At 71.7% G+C, this 26,306-nt stretch carries 22 protein-coding genes; 6 read left to right on the top strand and 16 right to left on the bottom strand.

Going from position 1 to position 26,306, the window contains the following annotated elements; genetic code table 11:
- Positions 1 to 175 precede the first annotated feature (175 nt).
- The 4 genes from HCJ93_RS13605 (at position 176) to HCJ93_RS13590 (ending at position 4,912) form a co-directional block, all read left to right on the top strand.
- Positions 176 to 1,501: a DUF2252 domain-containing protein gene (locus HCJ93_RS13605; protein ID WP_167994739.1), complete on the top strand. Its 1,326-nt coding sequence runs from the start codon at positions 176 to 178 to the stop codon at positions 1,499 to 1,501.
- A 66-nt stretch (positions 1,502 to 1,567) separates the two neighbouring features.
- On the top strand, positions 1,568 to 2,266 hold the full coding sequence (locus HCJ93_RS13600; protein WP_167994737.1) for a hypothetical protein: 699 nt from the start codon (positions 1,568 to 1,570) through the stop codon (positions 2,264 to 2,266).
- 69 nt (positions 2,267 to 2,335) lie between these two features.
- Positions 2,336 to 3,136, top strand: coding sequence for a DsbA family protein (locus HCJ93_RS13595; RefSeq protein WP_167994736.1), 801 nt, complete (start codon positions 2,336 to 2,338; stop codon positions 3,134 to 3,136).
- Between the two features lie 96 nt (positions 3,137 to 3,232).
- Entirely contained in the window at positions 3,233 to 4,912 is a 1,680-nt protein-coding gene (locus HCJ93_RS13590; protein WP_167994734.1) for an alkaline phosphatase D family protein, read from the top strand.
- 75 nt (positions 4,913 to 4,987) lie between these two features.
- Here the strand turns inward: HCJ93_RS13590 and HCJ93_RS13585 are convergent, their stop codons facing one another.
- Entirely contained in the window at positions 4,988 to 5,560 is a 573-nt protein-coding gene (locus HCJ93_RS13585; RefSeq protein WP_167994732.1) for a dienelactone hydrolase family protein, read from the bottom strand.
- A gap of 106 nt (positions 5,561 to 5,666) precedes the next feature.
- On the opposite strand from HCJ93_RS13585, the gene HCJ93_RS13580 reads away from it, so the two are divergent.
- The gene (locus HCJ93_RS13580) at positions 5,667 to 6,800 is read left to right on the top strand and encodes a mechanosensitive ion channel family protein (protein WP_167994730.1); all 1,134 of its coding nucleotides are present in this window, start codon (positions 5,667 to 5,669) and stop codon (positions 6,798 to 6,800) included.
- Between the two features lie 23 nt (positions 6,801 to 6,823).
- Here the strand turns inward: HCJ93_RS13580 and HCJ93_RS13575 are convergent, their stop codons facing one another.
- The 6 genes from HCJ93_RS13575 to HCJ93_RS29180 form a co-directional block, all read right to left on the bottom strand.
- Positions 6,824 to 7,564 (bottom strand): SDR family NAD(P)-dependent oxidoreductase, encoded by a 741-nt coding sequence (locus tag HCJ93_RS13575; RefSeq protein WP_167994721.1) that lies wholly within the window; start codon positions 7,562 to 7,564, stop codon positions 6,824 to 6,826.
- Positions 7,565 to 7,680: 116 nt separating this feature from the next.
- Entirely contained in the window at positions 7,681 to 9,267 is a 1,587-nt protein-coding gene (locus tag HCJ93_RS13570; RefSeq protein ID WP_167994719.1) for a Na+/H+ antiporter, read from the bottom strand.
- Positions 9,268 to 9,430: 163 nt separating this feature from the next.
- Positions 9,431 to 9,898, bottom strand: coding sequence for a GNAT family N-acetyltransferase (locus HCJ93_RS13565; protein WP_167994717.1), 468 nt, complete (start codon positions 9,896 to 9,898; stop codon positions 9,431 to 9,433).
- Positions 9,895 to 10,839 carry an RluA family pseudouridine synthase gene (locus HCJ93_RS13560; RefSeq protein ID WP_167994715.1) on the bottom strand — a complete coding sequence of 315 codons (945 nt, stop codon included), beginning with the start codon at positions 10,837 to 10,839 and terminating at the stop codon, positions 9,895 to 9,897. Before HCJ93_RS13560 ends, HCJ93_RS13565 begins: the two co-directional genes overlap by 4 nt.
- A gap of 53 nt (positions 10,840 to 10,892) precedes the next feature.
- Positions 10,893 to 11,558, bottom strand: a complete 666-nt coding sequence (lspA, locus tag HCJ93_RS13555; RefSeq protein WP_167994713.1) for a signal peptidase II — start codon at positions 11,556 to 11,558, stop codon at positions 10,893 to 10,895.
- A 57-nt stretch (positions 11,559 to 11,615) separates the two neighbouring features.
- Positions 11,616 to 12,626 (bottom strand): TraR/DksA family transcriptional regulator, encoded by a 1,011-nt coding sequence (locus HCJ93_RS29180; RefSeq protein WP_309141398.1) that lies wholly within the window; start codon positions 12,624 to 12,626, stop codon positions 11,616 to 11,618.
- Positions 12,627 to 14,345: 1,719 nt separating this feature from the next.
- Between HCJ93_RS29180 and ileS the strand changes: the two genes are divergently transcribed.
- Entirely contained in the window at positions 14,346 to 17,489 is a 3,144-nt protein-coding gene (gene ileS / locus HCJ93_RS13540) for an isoleucine--tRNA ligase (RefSeq protein ID WP_167994709.1), read from the top strand.
- A gap of 292 nt (positions 17,490 to 17,781) precedes the next feature.
- Here ileS and HCJ93_RS13535 read toward each other — a convergent pair whose 3' ends face one another.
- The 9 genes from HCJ93_RS13535 to ftsW form a co-directional block, all read right to left on the bottom strand.
- Positions 17,782 to 18,924 (bottom strand): DivIVA domain-containing protein, encoded by a 1,143-nt coding sequence (locus HCJ93_RS13535; protein WP_167994699.1) that lies wholly within the window; start codon positions 18,922 to 18,924, stop codon positions 17,782 to 17,784.
- A 53-nt stretch (positions 18,925 to 18,977) separates the two neighbouring features.
- On the bottom strand, positions 18,978 to 19,268 hold the full coding sequence (locus HCJ93_RS13530; protein ID WP_004932337.1) for a YggT family protein: 291 nt from the start codon (positions 19,266 to 19,268) through the stop codon (positions 18,978 to 18,980).
- A 50-nt stretch (positions 19,269 to 19,318) separates the two neighbouring features.
- Positions 19,319 to 19,978, bottom strand: coding sequence for a cell division protein SepF (locus HCJ93_RS13525; RefSeq protein ID WP_167994697.1), 660 nt, complete (start codon positions 19,976 to 19,978; stop codon positions 19,319 to 19,321).
- Between the two features lie 129 nt (positions 19,979 to 20,107).
- A complete protein-coding gene (locus HCJ93_RS13520) occupies positions 20,108 to 20,827 on the bottom strand; it encodes a YggS family pyridoxal phosphate-dependent enzyme (RefSeq protein ID WP_167994695.1) in 720 nt (239 codons plus the stop codon).
- 6 nt (positions 20,828 to 20,833) lie between these two features.
- Positions 20,834 to 21,562, bottom strand: a complete 729-nt coding sequence (gene pgeF / locus HCJ93_RS13515; RefSeq protein ID WP_167994693.1) for a peptidoglycan editing factor PgeF — start codon at positions 21,560 to 21,562, stop codon at positions 20,834 to 20,836.
- Positions 21,559 to 22,755, bottom strand: a complete 1,197-nt coding sequence (ftsZ, locus tag HCJ93_RS13510) for a cell division protein FtsZ (RefSeq protein WP_167994691.1) — start codon at positions 22,753 to 22,755, stop codon at positions 21,559 to 21,561. Before ftsZ ends, pgeF begins: the two co-directional genes overlap by 4 nt.
- 279 nt (positions 22,756 to 23,034) lie before the next feature.
- Positions 23,035 to 23,838, bottom strand: coding sequence for a cell division protein FtsQ/DivIB (locus HCJ93_RS13505; RefSeq protein ID WP_167994689.1), 804 nt, complete (start codon positions 23,836 to 23,838; stop codon positions 23,035 to 23,037).
- Positions 23,839 to 23,863: 25 nt separating this feature from the next.
- Positions 23,864 to 24,958, bottom strand: a complete 1,095-nt coding sequence (murG, locus tag HCJ93_RS13500) for an undecaprenyldiphospho-muramoylpentapeptide beta-N-acetylglucosaminyltransferase (RefSeq protein ID WP_167994687.1) — start codon at positions 24,956 to 24,958, stop codon at positions 23,864 to 23,866.
- Between the two features lie 6 nt (positions 24,959 to 24,964).
- Positions 24,965 to 26,299, bottom strand: a complete 1,335-nt coding sequence (gene ftsW, locus HCJ93_RS13495) for a putative lipid II flippase FtsW (RefSeq protein ID WP_167994685.1) — start codon at positions 26,297 to 26,299, stop codon at positions 24,965 to 24,967.
- Between the last annotated feature and the right edge of the window lie 7 nt (positions 26,300 to 26,306).

Genomic DNA, 26,306 nt, shown 5'->3' with positions numbered 1-26,306 from the left:
GAGTCTTCTGGTCAGCGTCGAAGTCTATGCCCCGGCACTGACACTCGCGGCCCTTCCACACGTACCTTCGGGCGGGGGTCACGGGCACTCCTGGGCAGCGTCACACGTTGGACACCGGGACGGCCCGGCCCGGGCGTCCGACCACCACCCGTCCCGCACCAGGAGGCACTGAGCGATGTCGGTCCCGCAGCTCAACGACGAGCACCGCGGTGAGGAGATCCTCGCCGTCCTCGACACCGCCTTCGGCGAGCTCCTCGCCGCCGACCCGGCCGCGTTCCGCGTGAAGTTCCGCAAGATGGCGGCCTCGGCCTTCGCCTTCTACCGGGGGACGGCGTGCCTCTTCTACCACGACCTGCAGGCGGAGAAGCGCTCGGGACCGTACCTGGACGAGCGCACCTCGCGGGTGTGGATCCACGGCGATCTGCACGCGGAGAACTTCGGCACCTACATGGACTCCAACGGCCGCCTGGTCTTCAACGTCAACGACTTCGACGAGGCCTACGTCGGTCCCTTCACCTGGGACCTGAAGCGGTTCGCCGCCTCCGTGGCGCTGATCGGGTATGCGAAGGCGCTCAGCGACGAGCAGATCACCGAGCTGGTGGAGATCTACGCGGCCGCCTACCGCGAGCGCATCCACGCGCTGGCCACGGGCGCCAAGAGCGACGAGGTGCCGCCGTTCACGCTGGACACCGCCCAGGGTCCGCTGCTGGACGCGCTGCGTGACGCGCGCTCGCTGACCCGGTTCGGGCTGCTGGACTCGATGACCGAGATCCGGGACTTCGAGCGCCGCTTCGCCCCCGGCGGCGGCGCGGTGGAGCTGGACGCGGCCACCCGCTACAAGGTGCTCGCCGCCTTCGACGGCTATCTGGAGACGCTGCCGGACGCCTCGCTGGCCCGCCCGGACTCCTACCGGGTCAAGGACGTGGTGGGGCGCCGCGGCATCGGCATCGGCTCGGCCGGGCTGCCGTCGTACAACATCCTGCTCGAGGGACACAGCGACGCCCTGGAGAACGATGTGGTGATCTACATCAAGCAGGCCCAGACACCGGCGGTTTCGCGCCACGTCACGGACCCGGCGATCCGGGAGTACTTCCAGCACGAGGGGCACCGCACGGTGATCTCCCAGCGCGCCCTGCAGGCGCACGCCGACCCCTGGCTGGGCTGGACCGAGCTGGACGGCGCGGGGCAGCTGGTCGCCGAGGTGTCGCCGTACGCGGTGGACCTGGACTGGAGCGACATCGACGAGCCGGAGGAGATCGCGCAGGTGGTGGCCGATCTCGGCCGGGCCACGGCGGCGATGCACGCGGCGGCGGACGACACCTCGGGCGAGTCCCTGGTGCCGTTCTCCACGGAGCGGGCCATCGACGCGGCGATCGCCGCGGACGAGGAGGGACTGGCGCCGCTGCTGGTCGATTTCGCGCACACCTACGGCGCGCGGGCCCGCGCCGACCACCAGATCTTCCTGGACCTGTTCCGCAACGGCCGCATCCCCGGCCTGTGATCCGGCTGCTGCTCCTTCGACCCTTTAGCGCTCCCTTACCGGAGCACGTGACACACTTTCCCCGCCATGGACATATCCGGAACCCAGCTCAGAGCCGTGCGCGCGGCGCTGTTCACGGCCGTGGTCGTGACGCTCAGCACCGCGTCGCACGTGCTGCTGTCCGGGGCTCCGCTGCCGCTGAACACGGTGGCCGCGATCGCCGGGGCGGTGTTCGCCCTGGCGTTCGCCCTGGCCGGCCGTGAGCGGTCCTTCGGGCACATCGCCGCGCTGCTGATCCCGCTGGAGCTGGCCGCCGACACGGTCTTCACCACCGGGCAGCACATCTGCTACGGCCGGGCGGGCGGGCCGGTCGCCGGCCCGCTGCGCGAGGTCGGCTTCGACGTGCTGTGCGGCGACGGCACGAGTGTGGGTGCGCCGCTGGCCCGGGTGACCGGCCCCGCGGGCGGCGGGGACCGGTTGCCGGCGCTCCTCGCGCAGGCCGGCCCGGGCACCGCCTGGCTGCTGCTGGGCGCGCACATCGGGGTCGGCCTGGTGGCGGCGGCCTGGCTGCGGCGGGGCGAGCGGGCACTGGGGCAGCTCCTGCGGGCGGTGGCGGCGACGACCTTCCGCCCGCTGCTGCTCGCGGTGGCGGTGATCACGGCGCACCGTGCGCCCCGCATCCGCCGCCCCTCCCGCCCGACGGCGCCCGTCTCCACGATCCGCCTGCTGCTCCTGTCGCACTCCCCGGGCCGCAGGGGACCCCCGTGCCCGGTCACGTCCGTGTGACCTGAACCGAGCACGACAGTCCCTGCCACACATCCGCACCCCTGGGTGCGCCCTCTGGAGCGAAAACCCATGAGCAAGCGAAACAGCCACGCAGCCAAGACCGCCGCCCGCGAACGCCTCCGCGCCGAACGCGAACGCCAGGCGAAGAAGGCCAAGCTGAGGCGGCAGATCATCGTCGCCTGTTCCATCGTCGGCGTGCTCGCCGCGGCCGGCGGCGTCGGCTACGCGATCGTCCAGGCGAACAAGCCCTCGGGCTGGGACAAGGCCGCCAAGGCGAAGGTGGTCGCCCCCGCCAACACCTCGGGCAAGAACGGCACCACCGTCACCATCGGCGAGTCCGGGACCGACAACGTGGTTCACCTCTACGAGGACCCGCGCTGCCCAGGCTGCGCGGCCTTCGAGCAGAGCGTCGGCGAGGCCGTCAACAAGGGCATGAAGGACGGCGACTACAAGCTCAGCTTCACCATCGGCACCTTCCTGGACGACCGGCTGAGTGGTGAGGGTTCCAAGAACGCCCTCAGCGCCCTCGGCGCCGCGCTGAACGTGAGCACCGACGCCTTCCTCGACTACAAGGAGGCGCTCTACTCGGCCGAGCACCACCCCGAGGAGACCGAGGACAAGTTCGCCGAGGACGACTACCTGCTCGAGGTGGCCGACACGGTGGCCGCCCTGAAGGGCAACAAGGAGTTCCAGGACGCCGTGAAGAAGGGCACCTACGACGCCTGGGCACTGAAGATGAGCGACTCCTTCCAAAAGGCCAAGGACGTCGAGTCGACCCCCACCGTCAAGATCAACGGCAAGGTGATCGAAACCCCGGGCACACCCGCCGAATTCCAGAAGGCCCTGAAGGACGCGGGCGTCACCAAGTGACGCCCGGATGATCCGGGCCTGATCACTGTGGAAGAGCGGGTGAACTTTGGCGAGTTCACCCGCTCTTGCATGTACCTGCCAGTAGCCTGATGGGCTGTGACCAGTCGACACAGATCATCAGAGAGCTCTGTTTCCGCCACCGCGGACGTGAAGTCCCTCTCTCCGCGCCGCCGTTCGGTCGTCAAGGCTGCCGCCGCCACCGCGGTGCTGGCCGGGCCGCTGGCCGCCGCGCTGCCCGCCCGGGCCGCCGCTCAGGCGCCCGCCTTCCTGCACGGGGTCGCCTCCGGCGACCCGCTGCCGGACGGCATCCTGCTGTGGACGCGGGTGACGCCGGTGCCCGAGGCGACGCCGGGCTCGGGGATCGGCCCGGACACCGAGGTGAGCTGGACCGTCGCCCGGGACAAGGCGTTCACCGACGTCGTCGCGAAGGGGTCCACCCTCGCCACCGCCGCCTCCGACCACACCGTGAAGGCCGACATCCGCGGCCTGAAGCCGGCCACCGAGTACTGGTTCCGCTTCTCGGCCGGCGGCACCGACTCCCCCGTCGGCCGCACCCGCACCGCCCCGGCCGCCGACGCCGCCGTCGGCGGACTCCGCTTCGGTGTCGTCTCGTGCGCCAACTGGGAGGCAGGGCACTTCGCCGCCTACCGCCACCTCGCCGCCCGCGGCGACCTGGACGCCTGGCTGCATCTGGGCGACTACATCTACGAGTACGCCAGCGGCGGCTACGGCACCCGCGGCACCGTCGTCCGCCCGCACTCGCCGGCCCACGAGATCGTCACCCTCGCCGACTACCGTCTGCGGCACGGCACCTACAAGACGGACCCCGACCTGCAGGCCTTGCACGCCAAGGCCCCGGTCATCGCGATGTGGGACGACCACGAGTTCGCCAACGACGCCTGGTCGGGCGGCGCCGAGAACCACACCGAGGGCGTCGAGGGCGCCTGGGCCGCCCGTCAGGCCGCCGCCAAGCAGGCCTACTTCGAGTGGATGCCGGTCCGCCCCGCGATCGAGGGCACCACCTACCGCCGCCTGCGCTTCGGCAAGCTCGCCGACCTCTCCCTGCTGGACCTGCGCTCCTTCCGCTCCCAGCAGGTCTCCCTCGGCAAGGGCGAGGTCGACGACCCGGACCGCACCATCACCGGCCGCGCCCAGCTCGACTGGCTGAAGGCGGGCCTGTCCGCCTCCGACGCCACCTGGCGGCTGGTCGGTACCTCGGTGATGATCTCGCCGTTCGCCGTCGGGTCGCTTCCCGCGAGCCTGCTCAAGCCGCTCGCCAAGCTGCTCGGGCTGCCCCAGGAGGGCATCGCGCTCAACACCGACCAGTGGGACGGCTACACCGACGACCGCCGCGAACTCCTCGCGCATCTGCGCGACAACGCCATCCGCAACACCGTCTTCCTCACCGGGGACATCCACATGGCGTGGGCCAACGACGTGCCCGTCAACGCCGGTACGTACCCGCTGTCCGCCTCGGCCGCCACGGAGTTCGTCGTCACCTCGGTCACCTCCGACAACCTCGACGACATCCTGAAGGTCCGCGAGGGCGGCATCTCCTCGGTCGCCGCACCGCTGATCAAGGCGGCCAACCGGCATGTGCGCTGGGTCGACACCGACCGCCACGGCTACGGCGTGCTGGACATCACCGCCGAGCGGGCGCAGATGGACTACTACGTGCTCTCCGCCCGGACCGCGGACGCCACCGCCGCCTGGGCCCGGTCCTACCGCACCCGCAGCGGCACCCAGAAGGTCGAGCGCAGCTACGACCCGGTCTGACCGGGACCGGCCGGCCGGGAACGACGGGCCGGGCTCGTCGGCTCCCGGTCGGTCCGGACCGACGACCGGCCCCGGTCAGTCCAGGGAGTCGAGGAAGCCGAGCGCCACCCGCCAGGTGGCCTCGGCGGCCTCCTCGTCCCAGTCCGGCAGGTCGGAGTCGGTGTACAGGTGCCCGGCCCCGGGGTACCGGTACACCTCGACGTCCGCCCCGGCCCGGCGCATCTGCAGGTACCAGGCGCTCAGCCAGTCGTCCGTCTCGAACGGGTCCGGCTCGGCGACATGCAGCTGCACCGGCAGCTCGTCCACCGCGGCGTTGGGTGCGAGGTCCGAGGTGCCGTGCAGAAGCAGCAGGCCCCGCGCCTTGTCGTCGCCCAGGGCCAGCGTCTGCGCGATCGAGGCGCCGAGCGAGAAGCCCGCGTACACCAGCCCGCGCTCCGAGTAGGGCGCGGCGGCCAGCACGGCTCGCTTCAGCAGCTCGTCCTTGCCCACCTCGTCCTTGTACTCCATGCCCTCCTCGACGGTGTCGAACGTGCGGCCCTCGAAGAGGTCGCGGGTCCACACCTCGTGTCCGGCCGCGCGCATCCCCTCGGCGGCCCGTCGCACCGCGGGCCGGAGACCGTAGGACGAGTGGAAGAGCATGATGTTCATGCCGTCCATGGTGCCAGCCGGAGACGGCCGCGCCGGACCGCGGCCTGCCCGCGACGCCGCGGACGTCACATGTTCATACCGCTCCGGGCCGGTTAGGTTCGCAGGCATGGATGACGTGCTTCGCCCGCTGATCGTGGTCGGCGGCTCGGTCGTGCTCACGCTGCTGCTCGGCTGGGCCACCGACAGGCTGCTGCGCAAGGCCGACCAACGGCACCCGGAGACCCCGCTGTGGGGGCTGCTCCGCCGCGGCCGCGTCCCCTACCAGCTGCTGCTGTGCGCGGTTCTGCTCAGAGGGTCCTACGAGGAGACCAGGGTCCTCCCCGAGCACCAGGTCGGCATCGGCCGGACCCTGACCCTGGTCCTGATCGGCTCGGCCGCCTGGCTGGTCATCCGCATCGCCGCGGCCGTGGTCGAGACCTCCTACACCCGCTACGCCAGCGCCCACGCCCAGCGCGACCCGGCGCGGGTCCGCCGGGTGCGCACCCAGGTGACGCTGATCCGGCGGGTGGTCTCGGCGATCGTCGGGGTGGTCGCCGTCGCCGCGATGCTGCTGACCTTCCCCGCGATGCGCGCCGCCGGCGCCTCGCTGCTCGCCTCGGCCGGCCTCCTCGGCATCGTCGCCGGTGTCGCCGCCCAGTCGACGCTGAGCAACATGTTCGCCGGGCTGCAGATCGCCTTCGGCGACATGGTGCGCATCGGCGACACGGTGGTGGTGGACGGCGAGTGGGGCACCGTCGAGGAGATCACCCTCACCTTCCTGACCGTGCGCACCTGGGACGAGCGCCGGATCACCATGCCGGTGTCGTACTTCACGTCCAAGCCGTTCGAGAACTGGTCGCGCGGCACCCCGCAGATGACCGGCACCGTCTTCTGGCACCTGGACCACGCCGCCCCGCTGGACGAGATGCGCGAACGGCTCCGCGACATCCTGCGCGAGTGCCCCGCCTGGGACGGCCGCGCCTACAACCTGACCGTGACCGACACCACGCCCAGCACCATGGAGGTGCGGGCCCTGGTGACGGCGAAGGACGCGGACGACATCTGGACGGTGCGCGTCACCGTGCGCGAGCAGATGATCCGCTGGCTGGCCGAGAAGCACCCGTACGCCCTGCCCCGCATCAGCACGGCCGAGGCGGCCCCGCGCCCCGTCCTGGACGGCCGGCGCTCCTCCGCCTCGTTCTCCGCCCCGGCCGGGATATCCGCGGCGCGCAACACCCAGGGGCCGCCGTCCGACGGATGAACCGGGGGCGGCGGGCAGCGGGCTCAGTGGCCGCGCTCGGCGCCGCCGTTGACCTGGATGATCTGCGAGGTGATGTGCGCGGCGCCCGGTGAGGCCAGCCAGTGCAGCGTGGCGGCGATGTCACCGGGGGTGCCGGCCCGCTTGTCCAGGGTCTCGGCGATCAGCCGCGCCCGCCGCTCCTCGTCCATGCCGTCGCCGAAGAACGCGGTGTCCTCCACATAGCCGGGCGCGACGACGTTCACGGTGATGCCGTGCGGGCCCAGCTCCCGGGCCAGGGCGTGGGCGTACGGGTGCAGCCCCGCCTTGGCGGCGGCGTAGGCCACCTGGCCGGAACCGCGGTAGGCGGCGATGGAGCTGAGGAACAGCACCCGGCCGCCCGGCTCGGCGAGCCGGTGCTTGAGGGCCTCGGTGAGCAGGACCGCGGTCAGCACATTGAGCCGGAAGTTGACCGTCCAGTGCCGGGCGACGGCGTCCAGCGGGTCGTCGCCCCCGACCGGGGGCTCCAGCAGCCCGTTGCCGCCGGCACTGTGGATCAGCACGTCCACGGCGCCGAACTCCCGGCCCACGAATGCGGCGGCCGAGCCGACCGCCTCGGGGTCGGCGAGATCCGCGGCGAAGGTCAGCGCCCCGGGCACCCCGGCCCGCTCCAGCACTTCCCGTCGGCGCCCGATCAGCAGCACCTGGTCCCCGTCGGCGGCGAACATCCGGGCGGCGGCAAGACCGATACCGGTGCCGCCACCACTGATCACAACGTTCCGAGTCATGAGGGCACCCTACGGAGCAGGAGCCGCCGGAGGCGTCAGGCCGCGCGAGGGAAACGCGGACCGCGCCGCCACGCCGGGAAGCCGCTGGTGGGACGAGCCCCCGCCCGCCGCCTGCTTCAGCGCAGGCTGCGCACGTCCAGGTGGCGCAGCACCCGGTCCACCACCTCGGGCACCGCCCCCGGCTCGCTCCGGGCCGCCAGCACCTCGTGCCGGGCGGCGCTGAGCATCTCGCTCTCGATCCGGCGCAGCCGCTTCAGCCGCTCCGCCCGCTGCCGGTGCGCCTCACGCCGCTCGTCCTCCGCCATCTCCGGGCTGATCCGCACCGCGATGTCGAAGGCCCGCCGCATCATCTGCTCCGCCAGGTCGTCGGGCAGCCCTTCTTCCTTCTCGATCTCCCGCAGCCTCTGCTTGGCCGCCCGGGCGGCCCGCACCGCCAGCTCGTGCTCCATCCGCTGCTCCTGCTCGGTGTCGGCCTGCACCCGCAGCCGCCTGACCAGCCACGGCAGCGTCAGTCCCTGGACCAGCAGCGTGGTCAGGATCACGCCGAAGGCGATGAAGACGATCTCGTCCCGGACCGGGAACGCCTCCCCCGCGTCCGTCTCCAGCGGGATGGCCAGGGCCAGCGCGACCGAGGCCACGCCCCGCATCCCCGCCCACCACATGACCACGGTCTCCCGCCAGCTGACCGGGATCTCCTCGTCGACGTCGCGTGCCGCGTGCAGCCGCTGCGCCAGCCAGGTCGCCGGCAACAGCCACAGCAGCCGCACCAGGATCACCACGCCCACCACCGCGCCCGCCCAGCCGAGCAACTCGCCCCACCGGCCCGAGGCGGTGTTGATCGCGTTGTGCAGCTCGAGCCCGACGAGACCGAACGCCACGCCCGTGACCAGGGTGTCCACGATGTCCCAGAAGGTGTGCCCGGCCAGCCGGGTCATCACGTTGTCGGCGTCGGTGGCGTACTCCACCAGGAAGAGCGCGGTGGTGAGCACCGCCAGCACCCCGGAGCCGTGCAGCTCCTCGGCGAGGACGTAGGAGGCGTAGGGGACGAGCAGGCTCAGGCCGATCTGCAGGGTGGGCTCGTCCAGCAGGTCCATGAGCTTGTTGGCGCCCCAGCCCAGCGCGAGCCCGATCACCACGGCGACGACGGCCGAGAGCACCAGGTCGAGCCCGGCCTCCCAGGCGGAGAACGTCCCGGTCACGGCGGCGGCGATCGCCACGTGGTACAGCACGATCGCCGTGACGTCGTTGAACAGCCCCTCGCCCTCGAGGATCGACACCAGACGGCGTGGCAGCCCCAGCTTTCCGGCGACCACGGTGGCCGCCACCGGGTCGGGCGGTGCGACCAGCGCGCCGAGCGCGGCGGCGGCGGCCAGCGGCAGGCCGGGCACGATCGCGTGAGCCACGGTGGTCACACACAGCGTGGTGACCAGGACCAGGGCCACCGCCAGCAGCAGAATGGGTTTGACGTTGGCCGCGAACTGCCGCCAGGAGGTGCGTCGCACCGCCGCGTAGAGCAGGGGCGGAAGGAGCAGCGGCAGGATCAGGTCCGGCGGGATGTCGACGTTCGGCACGAACGGCAGCAGCGCCAGGACGATCCCGAACACCGTCATCAGCACCGGTGCGGGCAGCCCCAGCCGGTCCCCGACCGGAACGCTCACCAGGGCACCGAGCAACAGGGCGAACAGCAGGGCCAACTGATCCACGGTCAGCGCTCCGGGAGGTCGACGATCGGACAGCCGGTTCCAGCCTGCCACGACCGGGCGCTCACCAGGGTGTTCGCGCGCTCCACCACGCACCGCACGGCCCCCGCTGCCCGCGTGCCCCGCCCAGTGCACTCACCGCGCACGCCGCACGGCCAGGGTGCTGTTACAGCACGCGCCGCATGGCCCGGTGCGGCATGCCCGCGTCCTCGAACTCCGGCCCGTACGCCACGTACCCGAGCCGCTCGTAGAACCCGAGGGCGTGGGTCTGGGCGTGCAGGTCGACGGCCGTGAGGCCGCGCTCGCGGGCCAGGTCCTCGACGGCACGCACCAGTGCCGCGCCGACGCCGAGCCCGCGGGCCCGGCGCAGCACCGCGAGCCGTCCCAGAGCACCCACGGAGGCGTCCCCTCCGTTCTTCGCGGCGGCGGCCTCGCCGTGCAGCAGCCGGCCGGTGCCGAGCGGGGTGCCGTCGTCCCGGACGGCGAGCACATGCACGGCCCCGGCGTCGTACGCGTCGTACTCGATGTCCTCGGGAACGCCCTGCTCGGCGACGAAGACCTCCTTGCGCACCGCGAAGCACGCCTCGCGGTCGGCGCTGTCCCGGGCCTCGCGGACGGTGTAGGGCACCGTCATGCCCAGGTCTCCTCGCGGACCTGGTCCAGGGCCCGCTGCAGGTCCTCGGGGTAGTCGCAGGAGAACTCGGCCCACTGGCCGTCGCCGGGGTGCTCGAAGCCGAGCCGCACCGCGTGCAGCCACTGACGGGTCAGGCGCAGCCGCTTGGCGAGCGTGGGGTCCGCGCCGTAGGTCAGGTCGCCGACGCAGGGGTGCCGGTGGGCGGCCATGTGGACGCGGATCTGGTGGGTGCGGCCGGTCTCCAGCTTGATGTCCAGCAGCGAGGCGGCGCGGAAGGCCTCGATCAGGTCGTAGTGGGTGACGGACGGCTTGCCGTCGGCGGTGACCGCCCACTTGTAGTCGTGGTTCGGATGCCTGCCGATGGGTGCGTCGATGGTGCCGCTGGTCGGGTCGGGGTGGCCCTGGACGAGCGCGTGGTAGCGCTTGTCGACCGTGCGCTCCTTGAACTGGCGCTTCAGCGAGGTGTACGCCCGCTCCGACTTGGCGACCACCATCAGGCCGGAGGTGCCGACGTCCAGACGGTGCACGATGCCCTGGCGCTCGGCGGCGCCGGAGGTCGAGATGCGGAAGCCCGCGGCGGCGAGACCGCCGATCACGGTCGGGCCGGTCCAGCCGGGCGAGGGGTGCGCGGCGACCCCGACGGGCTTGACGATCACCACCACGTGCTCGTCGTCGTGCACGATCTCCATGCCCTCGACCGGCTCGGCCACCACCTGCACCGGGGCGGGCGGGGCGGGCATCTCCACCTCGAGCCACGCACCGCCGCTGACCCGCTCCGACTTGCCGACCACCGACCCGTCGACCGTGACCTTCCCCGCCGCGGCCAGCTCGGCCGCCTTGGTGCGGGAGAAGCCGAACATGCGGGAGATGGCGGCGTCGACACGCTCGCCCTCCAGGCCGTCGGGCACGGGCAGGGTACGGATCTCGGGAATCGTGCTCACCCGTCGAGTATGCCGGACGGCCGGGGCACTCCCGTACGAGAGCCCTCGTTCGCTCAGTCCTTGTGCACGGTGCCGTCGGGGTCGAGGCCGCGGAAGGACAGCAGGACGATCAGGATGCCGCCGCACACGATCGCCGAGTCCGCCAGGTTGAACACCGCGAAGTGCTTGGGCGCGATGAAGTCGACCACGGCGCCCTTGAAGACGCCCGGCGAACGGAAGATCCGGTCGGTGAGGTTGCCCAGGGCGCCGCCGAGCAGGAGCCCGAGGGCGATCGCCCAGGGCAGGCTGTACAGCTTGCGGGCGAGCCGGACGATCACCACGATCACCGTGGCCGCGATCACCGTGAAGATCACGGTGAAGGCCTCGCCGAAGCCGAAGGCGGCGCCGGCGTTGCGGATCGCCTCGAGGCGCAGCCAGTCCCCGATGATCTCGATGGGCTCGTGGTGCTCCAGCCTGGCCACCACGATCATCTTGCTGATCAGGTCGAGGGCGTAGGCGAAGGCGGCGACGGCGAACAGCACGGCGATCCGCCGCTTGCCGCGGGGGCGCCCGTTCTGCTCCGCCGTCTCCTCGGCACCGGACTCACCGGCCGGGGCCGTCGCGTCGTGCGCGCTGGCCCCGCGGGCACCGGTCTCGTGGGCATCGGCAGCCCGCTCCTGCCCGTCCCGGTCCGCGTCCGGGGTTTCCGGCGTACCGATGATGCGCTCCGCCTCTGCCACGTGAGTCCCTCAGCCCTAGGTCCTTGACTGAGGACGAGGGTACGTCACGCCGGCTGGTCAGTACCGACGCTCCTGTTTCTGCTTGCACTCCACGCACAGGGTGGCCCTGGGGAAGGCCTGCATGCGGGCCTTGCCGATGGGGTTGCCGCAGTTCTCGCAGAGTCCGTAGGTGCCGGCGTCCAGGCGCTGCAGGGCGCGCTCGGACTGGGTGAGCATCTCGCGAGCGTTGGCGGTGAGCGCCAGCTCGTGCTCGCGGGTGATGTTCTTGGTGCCCGTGTCGGCCTGGTCGTCGCCCGCGCCGTCGCCGGAGTCCCGCATCAGGCCGGCCAGCGACTGCTCGGCCGAGCTGATCTCCTCGCGCAGCCGCAGCACCTCGGCCATCAGCTCGGCCCGGGCCTCCTCGACCTCCTCCGGCGTCCAGGGGTCCTCGCCCGGGCGCACCGCGAGTTCGCCGGGCTCCGCCGCGGCGAGCCGTGCCTTGGGTACGGCGGTCGTCTTCGCCGCCGTGGCCGAGCCAGGAGTCTTCTTCGCACCCACCGTCGTCGCTCCCGTCTGCGGTGCGGTCTCGTCCGCGCCCGCGTCAGTGGCCGTGCCACGCCCGGCCATGTCCTGTGTTCCCCCGCTCACCCCGGAGCCCTCCGCCTCACCGCCGCCTGCCGCCGCGGCCGTCTTCCTCCCGGCCGCCTTCCTGGCCGGAGCCCTCTCGGCGGGCTCCTCCACCGCGGCCTTCCCGGCGGTGGCCTTCTTCGCCGCGGTCCTCCTGGCGGTGGACTTCTCGGCGGCGGTCTCCTTGGCGGGCGCCTTCTTCGCCGCGGCCTTCTTCGCCGCGGCCTTCTTCGCCGTCTTCTTGGCTGCCGTCTTCCTGGCTGCCGTCTTCCTGGCTGCCTTCTCGGCCTCCGGCTCGGCAGCCCCGGACACGCCCGCCTCGCCCGGCACGGCCTCCTCGGCCGCCGCAGGCTTCCGCCCCGTCGCCTTCTTCGCGGCCGCCTTCCTGGCCGACGCGGCCTTCTTCGCGGCCCGCTTGCCCGCAGCCCTCGACTCCTCACCCGAAACCGCCTCTTCAGCCACGCTCGCCTCCCCCGGCACGGCCTGCCGAGCCGCGGCCTCCTGAGCCGCGGTTCTCCTCCCGGCCGCCGCCGGCTTCCTCGCCGTCGCCTTCCCGGCCGAGGCCGCCGCCTTCGCCCCGGTCCCCGCCCTGCCGGCCGATGCCGGCTTCCGGCCCGCGGTCTCCCCGGCGGCCGACGCGACGGTCCCGGGCGCGGCGCCGGACGGGGTGCCCTCAGCGGCAGCTCCCCCGCGCGCCACCGCGTCCTCGCCCTCGTCCCTCCGGCCGGCCGGGGACGTCTTCCCGGCCGGCGCGGCCTGCTTCGCGGTCCGCTTGCCCGCAGCCCGCGACTCGGCACCCGCCGCCCCGTTCGCCTCGCTCGCCGCGGCCTCAGCTTTCTTCCCGGTTGCCTTCCTGGCCGAGGCGGCCTTCCCCGCCGTCGCCCTCCCGGCCGAGGCCGCCGCCTCCGCCGCGGCCCTGTCGCCTTCCGCCCCGGTGTCTTCGGCCGGCTCACCCGGGGCCGTGCCCTCGGACCTGTCCTTCCTCCCGGCCGCCGGCGTCTTCCTCGTCCCCGCCCGCTTCGCCGGTGCCGCCTTCCCGGTCCCGGCCTTGCCTCCGGCCGACCCGTCGGCCGGGTCCTCGGGGCGCGCCGCCCCGGCCGCCCCCTGCGATGACGTCTCAGCCGCGGTCTCCGCGCCCGCGACACCCCCGGCGCCCCTGCCGGAGGCCGCGGTGGCCCCGCCGGCGGTGGCCTTCCCGGTGCCGGCGGCCGGATCTCCCCCCGGAGCCGCTTTCGCCGTGCTCGCCTTCCCCGCCGTCGCCTTCTTCCCCGTGGCGCTCGTTCCCGTGGCGCTCGTCGCCGGCGCGTCCCTGCCCGTGGTGGTCTTCCTCGAAGAGCGCGCAGAGCTCTTCGAGGAGCTCCGCGCAGCGGGCTTCCCCGCCTTCTTCCCCGTGGCCGCCTCCCCCGCGGCGGAGCTGCGCCGCCCGGGCCGTTCCGTCAGGGTGAGCGTCGTCGGCGTCGCCGCGTCCCCGGGCGCGGAGCTGCTCGGCGGGGCCGCATGCGTCCCCGTCCTCCCGCCCACCCCCTTGGCCCCACCGCCCCGCGCGGGTCCGGGCCTGCCGGACGCCGACTGCTGGTCGGCGGTCTTCTTCGCCACCATGGCCGCGGCCCCTTCACATATTGTGATCTTGTGCGCGAATCGTGCTGGGACGATAAATCGACTCGAGTCCCGCGGCAACGGGGCACACCGCCCGATTCCCTCGCCTCGCGGACGCCGCGCGGCCGGCCTGCATCCGTTGTGCCCAGCTCCCCGCCGGGTATGCCACCGAGCCGCAGGCCGCTGCACTCGATGGGCGCCACCGCCCCATTCGGGGCATGCCGCGCCGGAAACCGGTCGGCTCCGGTCCCCGGCGCGCCGTACACTGGGCGGAGCGAAAAGCGATGATGGGGACGAGTAGCGGCGTACGCAGCCCAGAGCGACCCGGGGACGGTGTGAGCCCGGGGGCGAGCGCGACGTGAAGATCACCCCGGAGCCGCCGGAAGAAAACCGCGGACGCCCGGCAGGGGCCGCGGCGAGTAGAACCGGCTTCGCGATCCCAATGAGGGGGCTCTTCGGCGCACACGACGCACCGGGGGGTCAAGGAGGGTGGTACCGCGGGAGCACGCCGAGACCGGCGTAAGGGCAACACGGCTCTCGTCCCTCCGGACGGAAGGCAGCAAGTCCGCCGGAGGAAGCGCGCTGATGACATCGCCGACGTACCGCCAGGTACCCGCCCAGGTCGACCTGCCCGCCCTCGAGCACGCGGTGCTCGAGTTCTGGCGTGAGCAGAAGATCTTCGCCAAGAGCCTGGAGCAGTCCGAGGGCCGCCCGGAGTGGGTGTTCTACGAGGGCCCGCCCACCGCCAACGGCATGCCCGGCGCCCACCACATCGAGGCCCGCGTCTTCAAGGACGTCTTCCCCCGCTTCCGCACCATGCGCGGCTACCACGTGGCCCGCAAGGCCGGCTGGGACTGCCACGGCCTGCCCGTGGAGCTCGCGGTGGAGAAGGAGCTGGGCTTCTCCGGCAAGAAGGACATCGAGGCGTACGGCATCGCCGAGTTCAACGCCAAGTGCCGCGAGTCCGTGCTGCGCCACACCGACGCCTTCGCCGAGCTGACGACCCGCATGGGCTACTGGGTCGACCTCGACGACGCGTACGTGACCATGGAGCCCGAGTACATCGAGTCGGTCTGGTGGTCGCTGAAGGAGATCTTCAACAAGGGCCTGCTCGTCCAGGACCACCGGGTGGCGCCCTGGTGCCCGCGCTGCGGCACCGGCCTGTCCGACCACGAGCTGGCCCAGGGCTACGAGACGGTCGTCGACCCGTCCGTCTACGTCCGCTTCCCGCTCACCTCCGGCCCGCTGGCCGGCGAGGCCGCGCTGCTGGTGTGGACGACCACCCCGTGGACCCTGGTCTCCAACACGGCCGTCGCCGCCCACCCCGAGGTCACCTACGTGGTGGCGACCGACGGCGAGGAGAAGCTGGTCGTCGCCGAGCCACTGCTGGAGAAGGCCCTCGGCGAGGGCTGGGAGCGCACCGGGCAGACCTTCACCGGCGCCGAGATGGAGCGCTGGGCCTACCGGCGCCCCTTCGAGCTGGTGGAGTTCCCCGAGCCGGCTCACTTCGTGGTCAACGCCGAGTACGTCACCACCGAGGACGGTACGGGTCTGGTCCACCAGTCCCCCGCCTTCGGTGAGGACGACCTCAAGGTGTGCCGCGCCTACGGCCTGCCCGTGGTCAACCCGGTCCGCCCCGACGGCACCTTCGCCGAGGAGGTGCCGCTGGTCGGCGGGGTCTTCTTCAAGAAGGCCGACGAGAAGCTCACCGCCGACCTCGACGAGCGCGGTCTGCTCTTCCGGCACATCCCGTACGAGCACAGCTACCCGCACTGCTGGCGCTGCCACACCGCGCTGCTCTACTACGCCCAGCCGTCCTGGTACATCCGCACCACGGCGATCAAGGACCGGCTGCTGGAGGAGAACGAGAAGACCAACTGGTTCCCGGAGACGGTCAAGCACGGCCGCTACGGGGACTGGCTGAACAACAACATCGACTGGGCGCTGTCCCGCAACCGCTACTGGGGCACCCCGCTGCCGATCTGGCGCTGCGAGGAGGGCCACCTCACCTGCGTCGGCTCACGCGCCGAGCTGACCGAGCTGACCGGCACCGACCAGTCCGGCCTCGACCCGCACCGCCCGTTCATCGACGAGGTCACCTTCGCGTGCCCGCAGGACGGCTGCGGCAGGACCGCCACGCGCGTGCCGGAGGTGATCGACGCCTGGTACGACTCGGGCTCGATGCCGTTCGCGCAGTGGGGCTACCCGTACAAGAACAAGGAGCTGTTCGAGGCCCGCTACCCGGCGCAGTTCATCTGCGAGGCGATCGACCAGACCCGCGGCTGGTTCTACACGCTGATGGCGGTCGGCACGCTCGTCTTCGACAAGTCCTCGTACGAGAACGTGGTCTGCCTCGGTCACATCCTCGCCGAGGACGGCCGCAAGATGTCCAAGCACCTGGGCAACATCCTGCAGCCGATCCCGCTGATGGACCAGCACGGCGCGGACGCGGTGCGCTGGTTCATGGCGGCCGGCGGCTCCCCCTGGGCGGCGCGCCGGGTGGGCCACGGCACCATCCAGGAGGTCGTGCGCAAGACGCTGCTGACCTACTGGAACACGGTCGCCTTCCAGGCCCTGTACGCCCGCACCTCCGGCTGGGCCCCGTCCGAGGCCGACCCGGCCCCGGCCGACCGCCCGCTGCTCGACCGCTGGCTGCTGTCCGAGCTGCACGCGCTGACCGACCAGGTCACCGAGGCGCTGGACGGCTACGACACCCAGCGGGCCGGAAAGCTGCTGTCCGCGTTCGTCGACGACCTGTCCAACTGGTACGTCCGCCGCTCGCGCCGCCGCTTCTGGCAGGGCGACAAGGCCGCGCTGCGCACCCTGCACGAGGTGCTGGAGACGGTCACCAAGCTGATGGCGCCGATCACCCCGTTCATCACCGAGCGGGTGTGGCAGGACCTGGTCGTCCCGGTCACCCCGGGCGCCCCGGAGTCGGTGCACCTGGCCTCCTGGCCCGAGGTGGACCGCGAGGCGATCGACCCGGAGCTGTCGCGGCAGATGGCGCTGGTGCGGCGCCTGGTGGAGCTGGGCCGCGCCACGCGCGCCGAGTCGGGCGTCAAGACGCGCCAGCCGCTGAAGCGGGCGCTGATCGCGGCCGCCGGATTCGACGAGCTGCACCCTCAGCTGCGCACGCAGATCACCGAGGAGCTGAACGTCGAGTCGCTGGCGTCGCTGTCCGAGGTGGGCGGCTCGCTGGTCGACACCACCGCCAAGGCCAACTTCCGCGCGCTCGGCAAGCGCTTCGGCAAGCGGGTCCAGGACGTGGCCAAGGCCATCGCGAACGCGGACGCCGCCGCGCTGTCCCGGGCGCTGCGCGAGGGCACCGCCTCGGTCGAGGTCGACGGTGAGACCATCAGCCTCGCCCCCGACGAGGTGATCATCACGGAGACCCCGCGCGAGGGCTGGTCGGTGGCCTCCGACTCCGGCGCCACGGTCGCCCTGGACCTGGAGATCACCGAAGAGCTGCGCCGCGCCGGCCTGGCCCGGGACGCGATCCGCCTGATCCAGGAGGCCCGCAAGAACAGCGGCCTCGACGTGGCGGACCGGATCGCCCTGCGCTGGGACGCGTCCGACGAGGCGACCGTCGCCGCGCTCACCGAGCACGCCGGGCTGATCGCCGAGGAGGTGCTGGCGACGGACTTCGCCCGCGGTGAGGCGGACGACTCCTACGGCCGTCCCTTCACCGACGACGCCCTGACCCTCACCTTCCGCCTGCGCAAGGCGTAAGGCACACGCCGAAGGCCCGGCCCGCCGGAAGAATCTTGGCGGGTCCGGGCCTTCGGCGTTGTGTCCGTAGGACAGGTCCGCGTTCTTCGAAAGAACATCTCATCCGGCGGGTCCGGCCGCCGGGCCCGCACGAGGCGCTCCCGGTCCCCCGCAGAGCAAGCTTCCCGGGCTCGGCCGGCACAAGGGGCGGGGCCCCGGGAGTTCACCCGGGGCCCCGCCCCTTGATCTGCCGATTGCTACGCCGTATTCATGACCACCGAGGCCTGGGCCCCGGAACGTCCTCAGCTGATCTTCAGTTGTCGTCCTCGTCGATGAGGAACCCGCGCATCGGCGAGGGCGCCTGCCCCATCGGCGACGGGCCCTGCGGACGCACCGGCGCCATGGGCTGGGTCATCGCCGGCTGCATCTGCTGCTGGCCGCCGTAGGACGGGCCGGACTGGCTCTGCGAGTTGCCGCCCATCGTCTGGTTGCCGCCGTAGGACGGGCCACCGGCACCGGCGGACGCCATCGACGGCGCCGGGGACGGCGGCAGCGACGGGGCCGACGGCGACGACTGGCGCGGCGGGGCCAGCGAGTCGTCCGCCTGGGTCTCCAGCTGGCGCAGCTGCGACTCCAGGTAGGACTTCAGACGCGTGCGGTACTCGCGCTCGAAGCCGCGCAGGTCCTCGACCTTGCGCTCCAGCGTGGCGCGGGCGGACTCCAGGGAGCCCATCGCGACGCGGTGCTTCTCCTGCGCGTCCCGCTCCAGGGCGTCGGCCTTGGCGCGGGCGTCCCGCTCCAGGCCCTCGGCGCGCGAACGCGCCTCGCCCACGATCTTGTTGGCCTCGGCACGGGCCTCCGCGATCGCCTGGTCGGCGGTCTGCTGGGCCAGCGACAGCACGCGCGCGGCGCTGTCGCCGCCGGGGCCGCCCTGACCGGGAAGACCGGGGCCGCCCATGGGGCCGCCCATCGGGCCACCGGGACCCATCTGCCCCTGCATCGGGCCGCCCTGGCCCATCGGCCCGGGACCGCCCTGACCCATCGGGCCGGGGCCCTGCGGGCCGCCCTGTCCGCCGGGGCCGGCGGGCAGCTGGGGAGCACCGCTCGGCAGCTGGGGCGGGCCACCCATGGGGCCGCCCATCTGCTGCTGCGGCGGGCCCGATATCCCGGCGGGCACCGGAGCGCCCGGGCCTCGCATGCCCTGCTGGGGCATGCCCTGCGGCGGGCCCTGCTGGTCCTGCTGCTCCGGGGGCTTGCGCATGTTCTGCTGGTTCTGGGCGGCGGCGCGGGTGGCCGCGGCCAGCTTGGCGCGCAGGTCCTCGTTCTCGCGGAGCAGGCGGGTCAGTTCGGCTTCGACCTCGTCGAGGAAGGCATCGACCTCGTCCTCGTCATAGCCTTCTCGGAGGCGGACGGTCGTGAACTGCTTGTTCCGCACGTCCTCGGGGGTCAACGGCATCTCTTCACCTCAACGTAGTCATTCGGCAGTCGGCAAGACCGTATCGTCCACAGTCACCTCGCGAGATTGCCCACGATCGAGATCAGGATGTAGACGATGATCATCAGTACGAAGAAGGACAGGTCGAGCGCCACGCCCCCGAGACGCAGCGGCGGGATGAACCGCCGCAGAAGCTTCAGCGGTGGATCGGTGACAGTGTAGGTGGCCTCCAGGACGACCACCATCGCCTTGCCGGGTTGCCACGAGCGGGCGAACTGGAAGACGTAGTCCATGACCAGACGGAAGATGAGCACGATGAGGAACACCATCAGCGCGATGTAGATCACCTGCGCGAACACGCTCATGGCCTGTCTTTCCCTCTCCCCTGTGCCCTGCTCGATCCGGTCTGCGTCTTCTAGCTCTGGTTGAAGAACCCGCCCTCTGCGATGCGGGCCTTGTCCTCCGCCGTGACATCGACGTTAGCAGGCGACAACAGGAACACCTTCTGCGTCACCCGCTCGATGCTGCCGTGAAGACCAAACACCAAACCGGCCGCAAAGTCGACAAGTCGCTTCGCGTCTGTGTCATCCATCTCAGTCAGATTCATGATCACCGGGGTGCCTTCACGGAAGTGTTCCCCGATGGTACGGGCCTCGTTGTAGGTCCGCGGGTGAAGTGTGGTGATCCGGTACGGCTCTCGTTCGGACACCACCTTGGGCATGATCACCGGTGCGTTCTTCTCCAGACTTGCGCGTTCTTGTGTGATGGACGCCACGGGCGCGATGCGTGCCGGGCGGGCCGATTCCGCGGGAAGAGAGGTGGAACGGGCGACCGGTTCGCGGGGGGCCGGCGGCTGTGTGATGCGTGCCTCTTCGTCCCTTTGGGACTGATGTGCACCATGTGCGCTGTGAGCGCTGTGCGACCCGTGGGACTGCTCGTGCCGCCGGTGGTCCCGCTCGGGCTCCGGGTCGAGTTCGGGTTCGAAGTCGTCGTCTGGGTCGAATCCGCGGCCGTCGTACCCATCGTCCTCCACGAGGCCGAGGTAGACCGCCATCTTGCGCATCGCGCCGGCCATTCTCTGAGTCCTCCGCTCTGTGGTGGATTCGCTGACGACCGCCAAGTGCCCGCGATCCACGTGGTCTTCATGTCCGCCTTTCGGCGGCAATGACCATATTTTCTGCTGTGGTCCGACTTCTTGGCGACGTTACCCGAGCCTGGGGCGGACTCCGAGTACCGCACTGCCGACGCGCACATGTGTCGCCCCGGCGGCAACGGCCTGTTCGAGGTCCGCACTCATCCCCGCAGAGACCATGTTGGCAGCCGGATGGTTCCTGCGCAGGTCGGTCGACAAATCCATCAACCGCTCGAACGCCGCCCGTTCACGTCCCGCGTACTCCCCGGTGAGCGGCGCCACGGTCATCAGACCGTCCAGCCGCAGCCCCTCGGCCCCCGCCACCAGATCCGCCAGCTCCGCGACTCCCTCGGGCGCCACGCCGCCGCGCTCGCCCCGGCCGCTCGCCCCGGCGTCGAGGGCGACCTGGATCAGGCAGCCCACCTCGCGCCCGGCCCGCACCGCCTCCTTGGACAGCACGTTGACCAGCTTGGCGCGGTCGACGGAGTGCACGACATCGGCGTAACCGACCACGGAACGCACCTTGTTGGTCTGAAGCTGGCCGACGAAGTGCCAGGAAAGCGGCAGATCCGAACAGGCGGCGGCCTTGGGCGCGGCGTCCTGGTCACGGTTCTCGGCGACGTGCCGCACGCCGAGCTCGGACAGGATGCGCACATCGCTCGCCGGGAACGTCTTGGTGACCACGATGAGGGTGACCTCGTCGCGCGCACGTCCGGCCGCGGCGCAGGCCGCGGCGATCCGTTCCTCCACTCTCGCCAGATTCGCGGCGAGTTCGTCCTTACGATCCGTCATGCCCCATCAGTCCAGCCACACATAGCCCGCGAGCCGACCGGTGGTGCGGTCGCGGCGGTACGAGAAGTGATCGTCCGACTCCAGCGTGCACACCGGCGACTGCTCCCGGTCGCGCACCCCGAGCCGTTCCAGCTGGGCGTGCACTCCGGCGCCCACATCGACCGCGGGCGTGCCCCAGCTCGTCTCGGCGTGCGCCGCCGGCTCCACGGCGGCCACCTCGGCGCGCATCGCCTCCGGCACCTCGTAGCACCGGCCGCACACCGCGGGTCCGGTGCGGGCGACGATGCGGGCGGGGTCGGCGCCGAGGCCGGTCATGGCGCGCACGGCGGCGGGGACCACCCCGGCGACCAGTCCGGGCCGTCCGGCGTGGGCCGCGGCGACCACCCCGGCCACCGGGTCGGCGAGCAGCACCGGCACGCAGTCGGCGGTGAGGACGGCGAGCGCCAGCCCCCGCCGGGTGGTGACCACGGCGTCGGTCCCGGGGACCGGGCGGTCGCCCCAGGGTTCGTCGACGACGGTGACGGCGGCGCCGTGCACCTGGTTCATCCACACCACCCGGGCCGGGTCCACCCCGAGGGACTTCGCGGCCAGCTCGCGGTTGGTGCGCACGGCATCGCCGTCGTCGCCGACCGCGCCGCCGAGATTGAGCTCCTCATACGGAGCGGCGCTCACCCCGCCCCACCGGTCGGTGAAGGCGAAGTGCGCGCCGCTCACGTGTCCGCGCTGTCCTATCACTTCAGGAAGTCCGGTACGTCCAGTTCCTCGGCCGCACTGTCCGCGTAGGTCCGCGACGGCGGGACCGGCGGCTGGGGCGACGGCAGGTCCGCCACGGGCTCCGGGGTGACCGGCTCGGTCTCCTCCTTCGGCGTGACACTGCCGAGCGAGCCGAAGGACGGACGGCTCTCGGCGGGCCGCGACGGGGCCGGCTCCTCGCGCTTGGCGGAGGCCGATCCGACCACGTTCTCGCGGCGGGAGGGCGGCTGGCCGCCGTCGAAACCGGCGGCGATCACGGTCACCCGGACCTCGTCGCCGAGGGCGTCGTCGATGACCGCGCCGAAGATGATGTTGGCTTCGGGGTGGGCGGCCTCGCTGACCAGCTGGGCGGCCTCGTTGATCTCGAACAGGCCGAGGTCGGACCCGCCGGAGATGGACAGCAGCACGCCTCGGGCGCCGTCGATGGAGGCCTCGAGCAGCGGGGAGGAGATCGCCATCTCGGCGGCGGCCACCGCACGGTCGTCGCCGCGGGCCGAGCCGATGCCCATCAGGGCCGAACCGGCCTCGGACATGACCGACTTGACGTCGGCGAAGTCGAGGTTGATCAGGCCGGGCGTGGTGATCAGGTCGGTGATGCCCTGGACACCGGAGAGCAGGACCTGGTCCGCCGACTTGAAGGCGTCGAGGACGGAGACCTGGCGGTCCGAGATGGACAGCAGCCGGTCGTTGGGGATGACGATGAGGGTGTCGACCTCTTCACGGAGCTCGGCGATGCCGTCCTCGGCCTGGTTGGCGCGGCGCCGTCCCTCGAAGGTGAACGGGCGCGTGACCACACCGATGGTGAGGGCACCCAGCGAGCGGGCGATGTTGGCCACGACGGGCGCGCCGCCGGTGCCGGTGCCGCCGCCTTCACCGGCTGTCACGAAGACCATGTCGGCCCCCTTGAGGACCTCCTCGATCTCCTCTCGGTGGTCCTCGGCGGCCTTGCGGCCCACGGCCGGGTTGGCTCCGGCGCCGAGTCCGCGGGTGAGTTCACGGCCGACGTCCAGCTTGACGTCGGCGTCGCTCATCAACAGAGCTTGCGCGTCGGTGTTGATGGCGATGAACTCGACGCCCTTGAGACCGACCTCGATCATCCGGTTGATGGCATTGACACCACCGCCGCCGACACCGATGACTTTGATGACTGCGAGGTAGTTCTGCGGTGCTGCCACGTCGAAGGCCTCTCGCCTCGAGTTACGTGTCGCCGCCTCACGGCCTTGCCGCGGTGCGACGACTGATGCCGAATGGGACGGTCCGTATCGCCGACCCGAACCCTAACGTTGAAGTTTAGGGTTACCAGTGTGTCTGTTCCCTGGAGTCTTCTGAACAGGACAGTAAGTCGACAAGTGGCGCACGTTCAACGAACACGCCGAACCTCCCGTTTTTCTTTTCACCCTATGTGATCAGGCGTAGCGCTGCCCAACCAGGGTGCTGGCCTGCGCTGATGCCCGTCAACTCCCTGATGACGCAGGGGCGGTGGGAACGGAGACGTCGAAGTGCCGCGCGCGGGGCGCCGCTTTCATCAGGGCGGTGAGCGTACGGCCCTTTGCCGCACCCGCCTCGCTGCTTCCCCAGGCGACGGTGCGGCCGTCCTTCAGCTCCAGCGAGATGTCGTCGTAGGAACGGACCTTGACGGTGCGGGTGAGGCGGGCGACGGGGCCGGGAACGGCACCGGCGACCCGCACCGCCTCGCGCACCAGCCGGGCCTCGCCGAAGCGGCGCAGGCTCGCGGCGGCGGAACCGCTTCGGGCGAGGTCCAATTCCAGAGTGGGAACGCCCTCCGGAGCCCGGGAAACCGTGGCGAATCGGACGCCCTCATCGTCCACTTCGATGAACTTTCCGCCTTTTTGCACCAGCAGAACCGGAGTGCGCTCCGTCACTTTCAGCGTGATTCCACGAGGCCAGGAACGCTCCACGTCCACCGTGTCAATTCGGGGCAATTTCCGGCCGACACGTGACGCGACGGCGTCGGTGTCCACGGAAATCAGGGGCTTCCCCAGCGGCACGTCGGCCGCCTCGCGCACCTGCTCCGGCGTGAGGACCCGGGTCCCGGAGACGGACACCTTCTCGGCGCGGACGAGGTCGGAGCCGTAGAGCAGCCAGAAGGCGCCGCTGCCCAGGAAGGCGAGGGCGACGGCCAGGACGACGATCCCTCGAAGGTGCCGCCGCAGCAGACGCCGCAGGGGCGGCCGGCCGGACGGCTCCGGCCGGCGTTCACGGCGCGGCGTCCGCTCCTCGGTCGTCGGTCCGGCCACCGTCCCTGCCCTTCGTCATAGACGCCTAGCGGTGCGCACGGGCGGCGATCGCCTCGTACACCATGCCGACCAGCAGCTCGTCGGCGTCCCGGCGGCCGAACTCGGCGGCGGCGCGGGACATCTCGTACAGCCGGTGCGGGTCGGCCAGCACGGGCAGGACGTTCTGCTGCACCCACTGCGGGGAGAGATCGGCGTCGTCGACCAGCAGACCGCCACCGGCCTTGACCACCGGCTGGGCGTTGAGCCGCTGCTCGCCGTTGCCGATGGGCAGCGGGACGTAGGCGGCCGGCAGTCCGACGGCGGAGAGTTCGGCGACGGTCATCGCGCCCGCGCGGCACAGCATCATGTCGGCCGCGGCGTACGCGAGGTCCATCCGGTCCAGATAATGTACCGGGACATAAGGTGGCATTCCCGGCATCTGCTGCACCTGCGGCAGTTCGTTCTTCTTGCCGACCGCGTGCAGGATCTGGATGCCGGCCTGCTGCAGCCAGGGCGCGACCTGCTGGACCACCTCGTTGAGCCGGCGGGCGCCCTGCGAGCCGCCGGTGACCAGCAGCGTGGGCAGATTGGGGTCCAGACCGAAGGCGGCGCGTGCCTCGGGGCGCATCGCGGCCCGGTCCAGGGTGGCGATGGAGCGGCGCAGCGGGATGCCGACGTAGCGGGCGTTGCGCAGCTTGCTGTCGGGCGTGGAGACGGCGACCTGGGCCGCGTACCGGGAGCCGATCTTGTTGGCCAGGCCCGGGCGGGCGTTCGCCTCGTGCACCACGATCGGCACACCGAGCCGCTTGGCGGCGAGGTAGCCGGGCAGGGCGACGTAGCCGCCGAAGCCGACCACGACGTCCGCCTTGGTGCGCTCCAGGATCTGCTCGGTGGCCTTGATGGTGCCGCGCAGCCGCCCCGGGACGGTGATCAGCTCGGGGGTGGGCTTGCGTGGCAGCGGCACGGCGGGGATCAGCGCCAGTTCGTACCCGCGCTGGGGTACGAGTTCCGTCTCGAGGCCGCGCTCCGTGCCCAGGGCCGTGATGCCCACGGTCGGATCCTGCCTGCGCAGGGCGTCCGCGAGGGCGAGCGCGGGCTCGATGTGGCCCGCGGTTCCTCCGCCGGCGAGTACGACATGCACCGAAATTCACCGCTCTCCGGACGTACGCGCCGCCGTGGCGCGCCGTCGCATCGTGTTCCATCTCCGGGGCCGTCGAGAACCCCCGTTCCGCTTTCTACCAAAGCGGGGTTGCCGCATCGCAAGCGCCGCCCGCGCAGCGGGCTCGTCCCGCGCGAAGGCGATCAGCAGCCCGATGGCGAACATGGTCGGCAGCAGGGCGGATCCCCCGTAGGAGAACAGCGGGAGCGGAACACCGGCGATCGGCAGCAGACCGAGCACCGCACCGATGTTGATCACGGCCTGGGCCGTGATCCAGGTGGTCACGCCTCCCGCGGCATACCTGACGAAGGGGTCCTCCGTGCGTCCGGCCACGCGGATACCCGCATAGCCTAGAGCGGCGAAGAGAGCGAGCACCGACAGCGTCCCCGCCAGGCCCAGTTCCTCACCGGTGACGGCGAAGATGAAGTCGGTGTGGGCTTCCGGGAGTTGCCCCCATTTCTCCACACTCGCACCGAGCCCGGAGCCGAAGATTCCGCCGGAGGCGAGGGCGTAGATCCCGTGCACGGCCTGCCAGCAGTCCACCGGGCCCGACTGGGGTTCGGTGGCGCCCAGGCAGGCCAGGCGGGCCATGCGGTTGGGGCTGGTGCGGATCAGGAAGGCGCCGATCAGCCCGGCGACGGCGAGCACCCCGACGAAGAGCCGGGTGGGCGCCCCGGCCAGCCACAGCAGGCCGAAGAGGATCGCCGTGACGATGATCGCGGTGCCCATGTCGCCACCGAGCATGATCAGCCCGAGCAGCATGAAGGCGGCCGGCACCAGCGGCACCAGCATGTGCTTCCACTGGGTCAGCAGCCGCCGCTCCTGTTTGCGGGCGAGCAGATCGGCGCCCCACAGCACCAGGGCCAGCTTGCCGAACTCGCTGGGCTGGAGCTGGAAGGAGCCGCCGACGGCGATCCAGTTCTGGTTGCCGTTGACCGCGACTCCTATCCCCGGCACCTGCACCAGCGCCATCAGTCCGACGGCGCCCGCCAGGATGGGGTAGGCGAGCGCCCGGTGCAGCCGGACCGGCATCCGGGAGGCCACCAGCAGCAGCCCGCAGCCGATCACCGCGGCCAGCAGCTGCTTGCGGAAGAAGTACGAGCCGGGCAGCGACATCTGCAGCGCGGTGATCTGGGAGGCCGAGTAGACCATCACCAGGCCGAGCACGGTGATCAGCGCGCTGCCGCCGAGGATCAGGTAGTACGCGGTCAGCGGCCGGTCCCAGGCCCGGCGCAGCCTGGCCACCAGGCCGAGGGCCGGGTTCTCGCGCGGCAGGCGTGCGGCCCGTCGCACGGGCGGGCGAGAGGTACGGCTACCGGACATCCCGGCC

This window comes from Streptomyces composti, assembly GCF_012034205.1.
Lineage (GTDB): Bacteria > Actinomycetota > Actinomycetes > Streptomycetales > Streptomycetaceae > Streptomyces > Streptomyces composti.
Note: the sequence above shows the minus strand (reverse complement) of the source record. Positions and strands in the feature narration are given on the sequence as shown.

Bases quoted from the DNA above. Each gene is read 5' to 3' on its own strand.
- HCJ93_RS13520 (WP_167994695.1), bottom strand. From the start codon at position 20,827: ATGACGGATCGTAAGGACGAACTCGCCGCGAATCTGGCGAGAGTGGAG.
- ftsW (WP_167994685.1), bottom strand. From the start codon at position 26,299: ATGTCCGGTAGCCGTACCTCTCGCCCGCCCGTGCGACGGGCCGCACGC.
- HCJ93_RS13535 (WP_167994699.1), bottom strand. From the start codon at position 18,924: ATGCCGTTGACCCCCGAGGACGTGCGGAACAAGCAGTTCACGACCGTC.
- HCJ93_RS13530 (WP_004932337.1), bottom strand. From the start codon at position 19,268: ATGAGCGTGTTCGCGCAGGTGATCTACATCGCGCTGATGGTGTTCCTC.
- HCJ93_RS13600 (WP_167994737.1), top strand. From the start codon at position 1,568: ATGGACATATCCGGAACCCAGCTCAGAGCCGTGCGCGCGGCGCTGTTC.
- HCJ93_RS13595 (WP_167994736.1), top strand. From the start codon at position 2,336: ATGAGCAAGCGAAACAGCCACGCAGCCAAGACCGCCGCCCGCGAACGC.
- HCJ93_RS13565 (WP_167994717.1), bottom strand. From the start codon at position 9,898: ATGACGGTGCCCTACACCGTCCGCGAGGCCCGGGACAGCGCCGACCGC.
- HCJ93_RS13605 (WP_167994739.1), top strand. From the start codon at position 176: ATGTCGGTCCCGCAGCTCAACGACGAGCACCGCGGTGAGGAGATCCTC.
- ileS (WP_167994709.1), top strand. From the start codon at position 14,346: ATGACATCGCCGACGTACCGCCAGGTACCCGCCCAGGTCGACCTGCCC.
- HCJ93_RS13575 (WP_167994721.1), bottom strand. From the start codon at position 7,564: ATGACTCGGAACGTTGTGATCAGTGGTGGCGGCACCGGTATCGGTCTT.
- HCJ93_RS13580 (WP_167994730.1), top strand. From the start codon at position 5,667: ATGGATGACGTGCTTCGCCCGCTGATCGTGGTCGGCGGCTCGGTCGTG.
- HCJ93_RS13525 (WP_167994697.1), bottom strand. From the start codon at position 19,978: ATGGCCGGCGCGATGCGCAAGATGGCGGTCTACCTCGGCCTCGTGGAG.
- HCJ93_RS13585 (WP_167994732.1), bottom strand. From the start codon at position 5,560: ATGAACATCATGCTCTTCCACTCGTCCTACGGTCTCCGGCCCGCGGTG.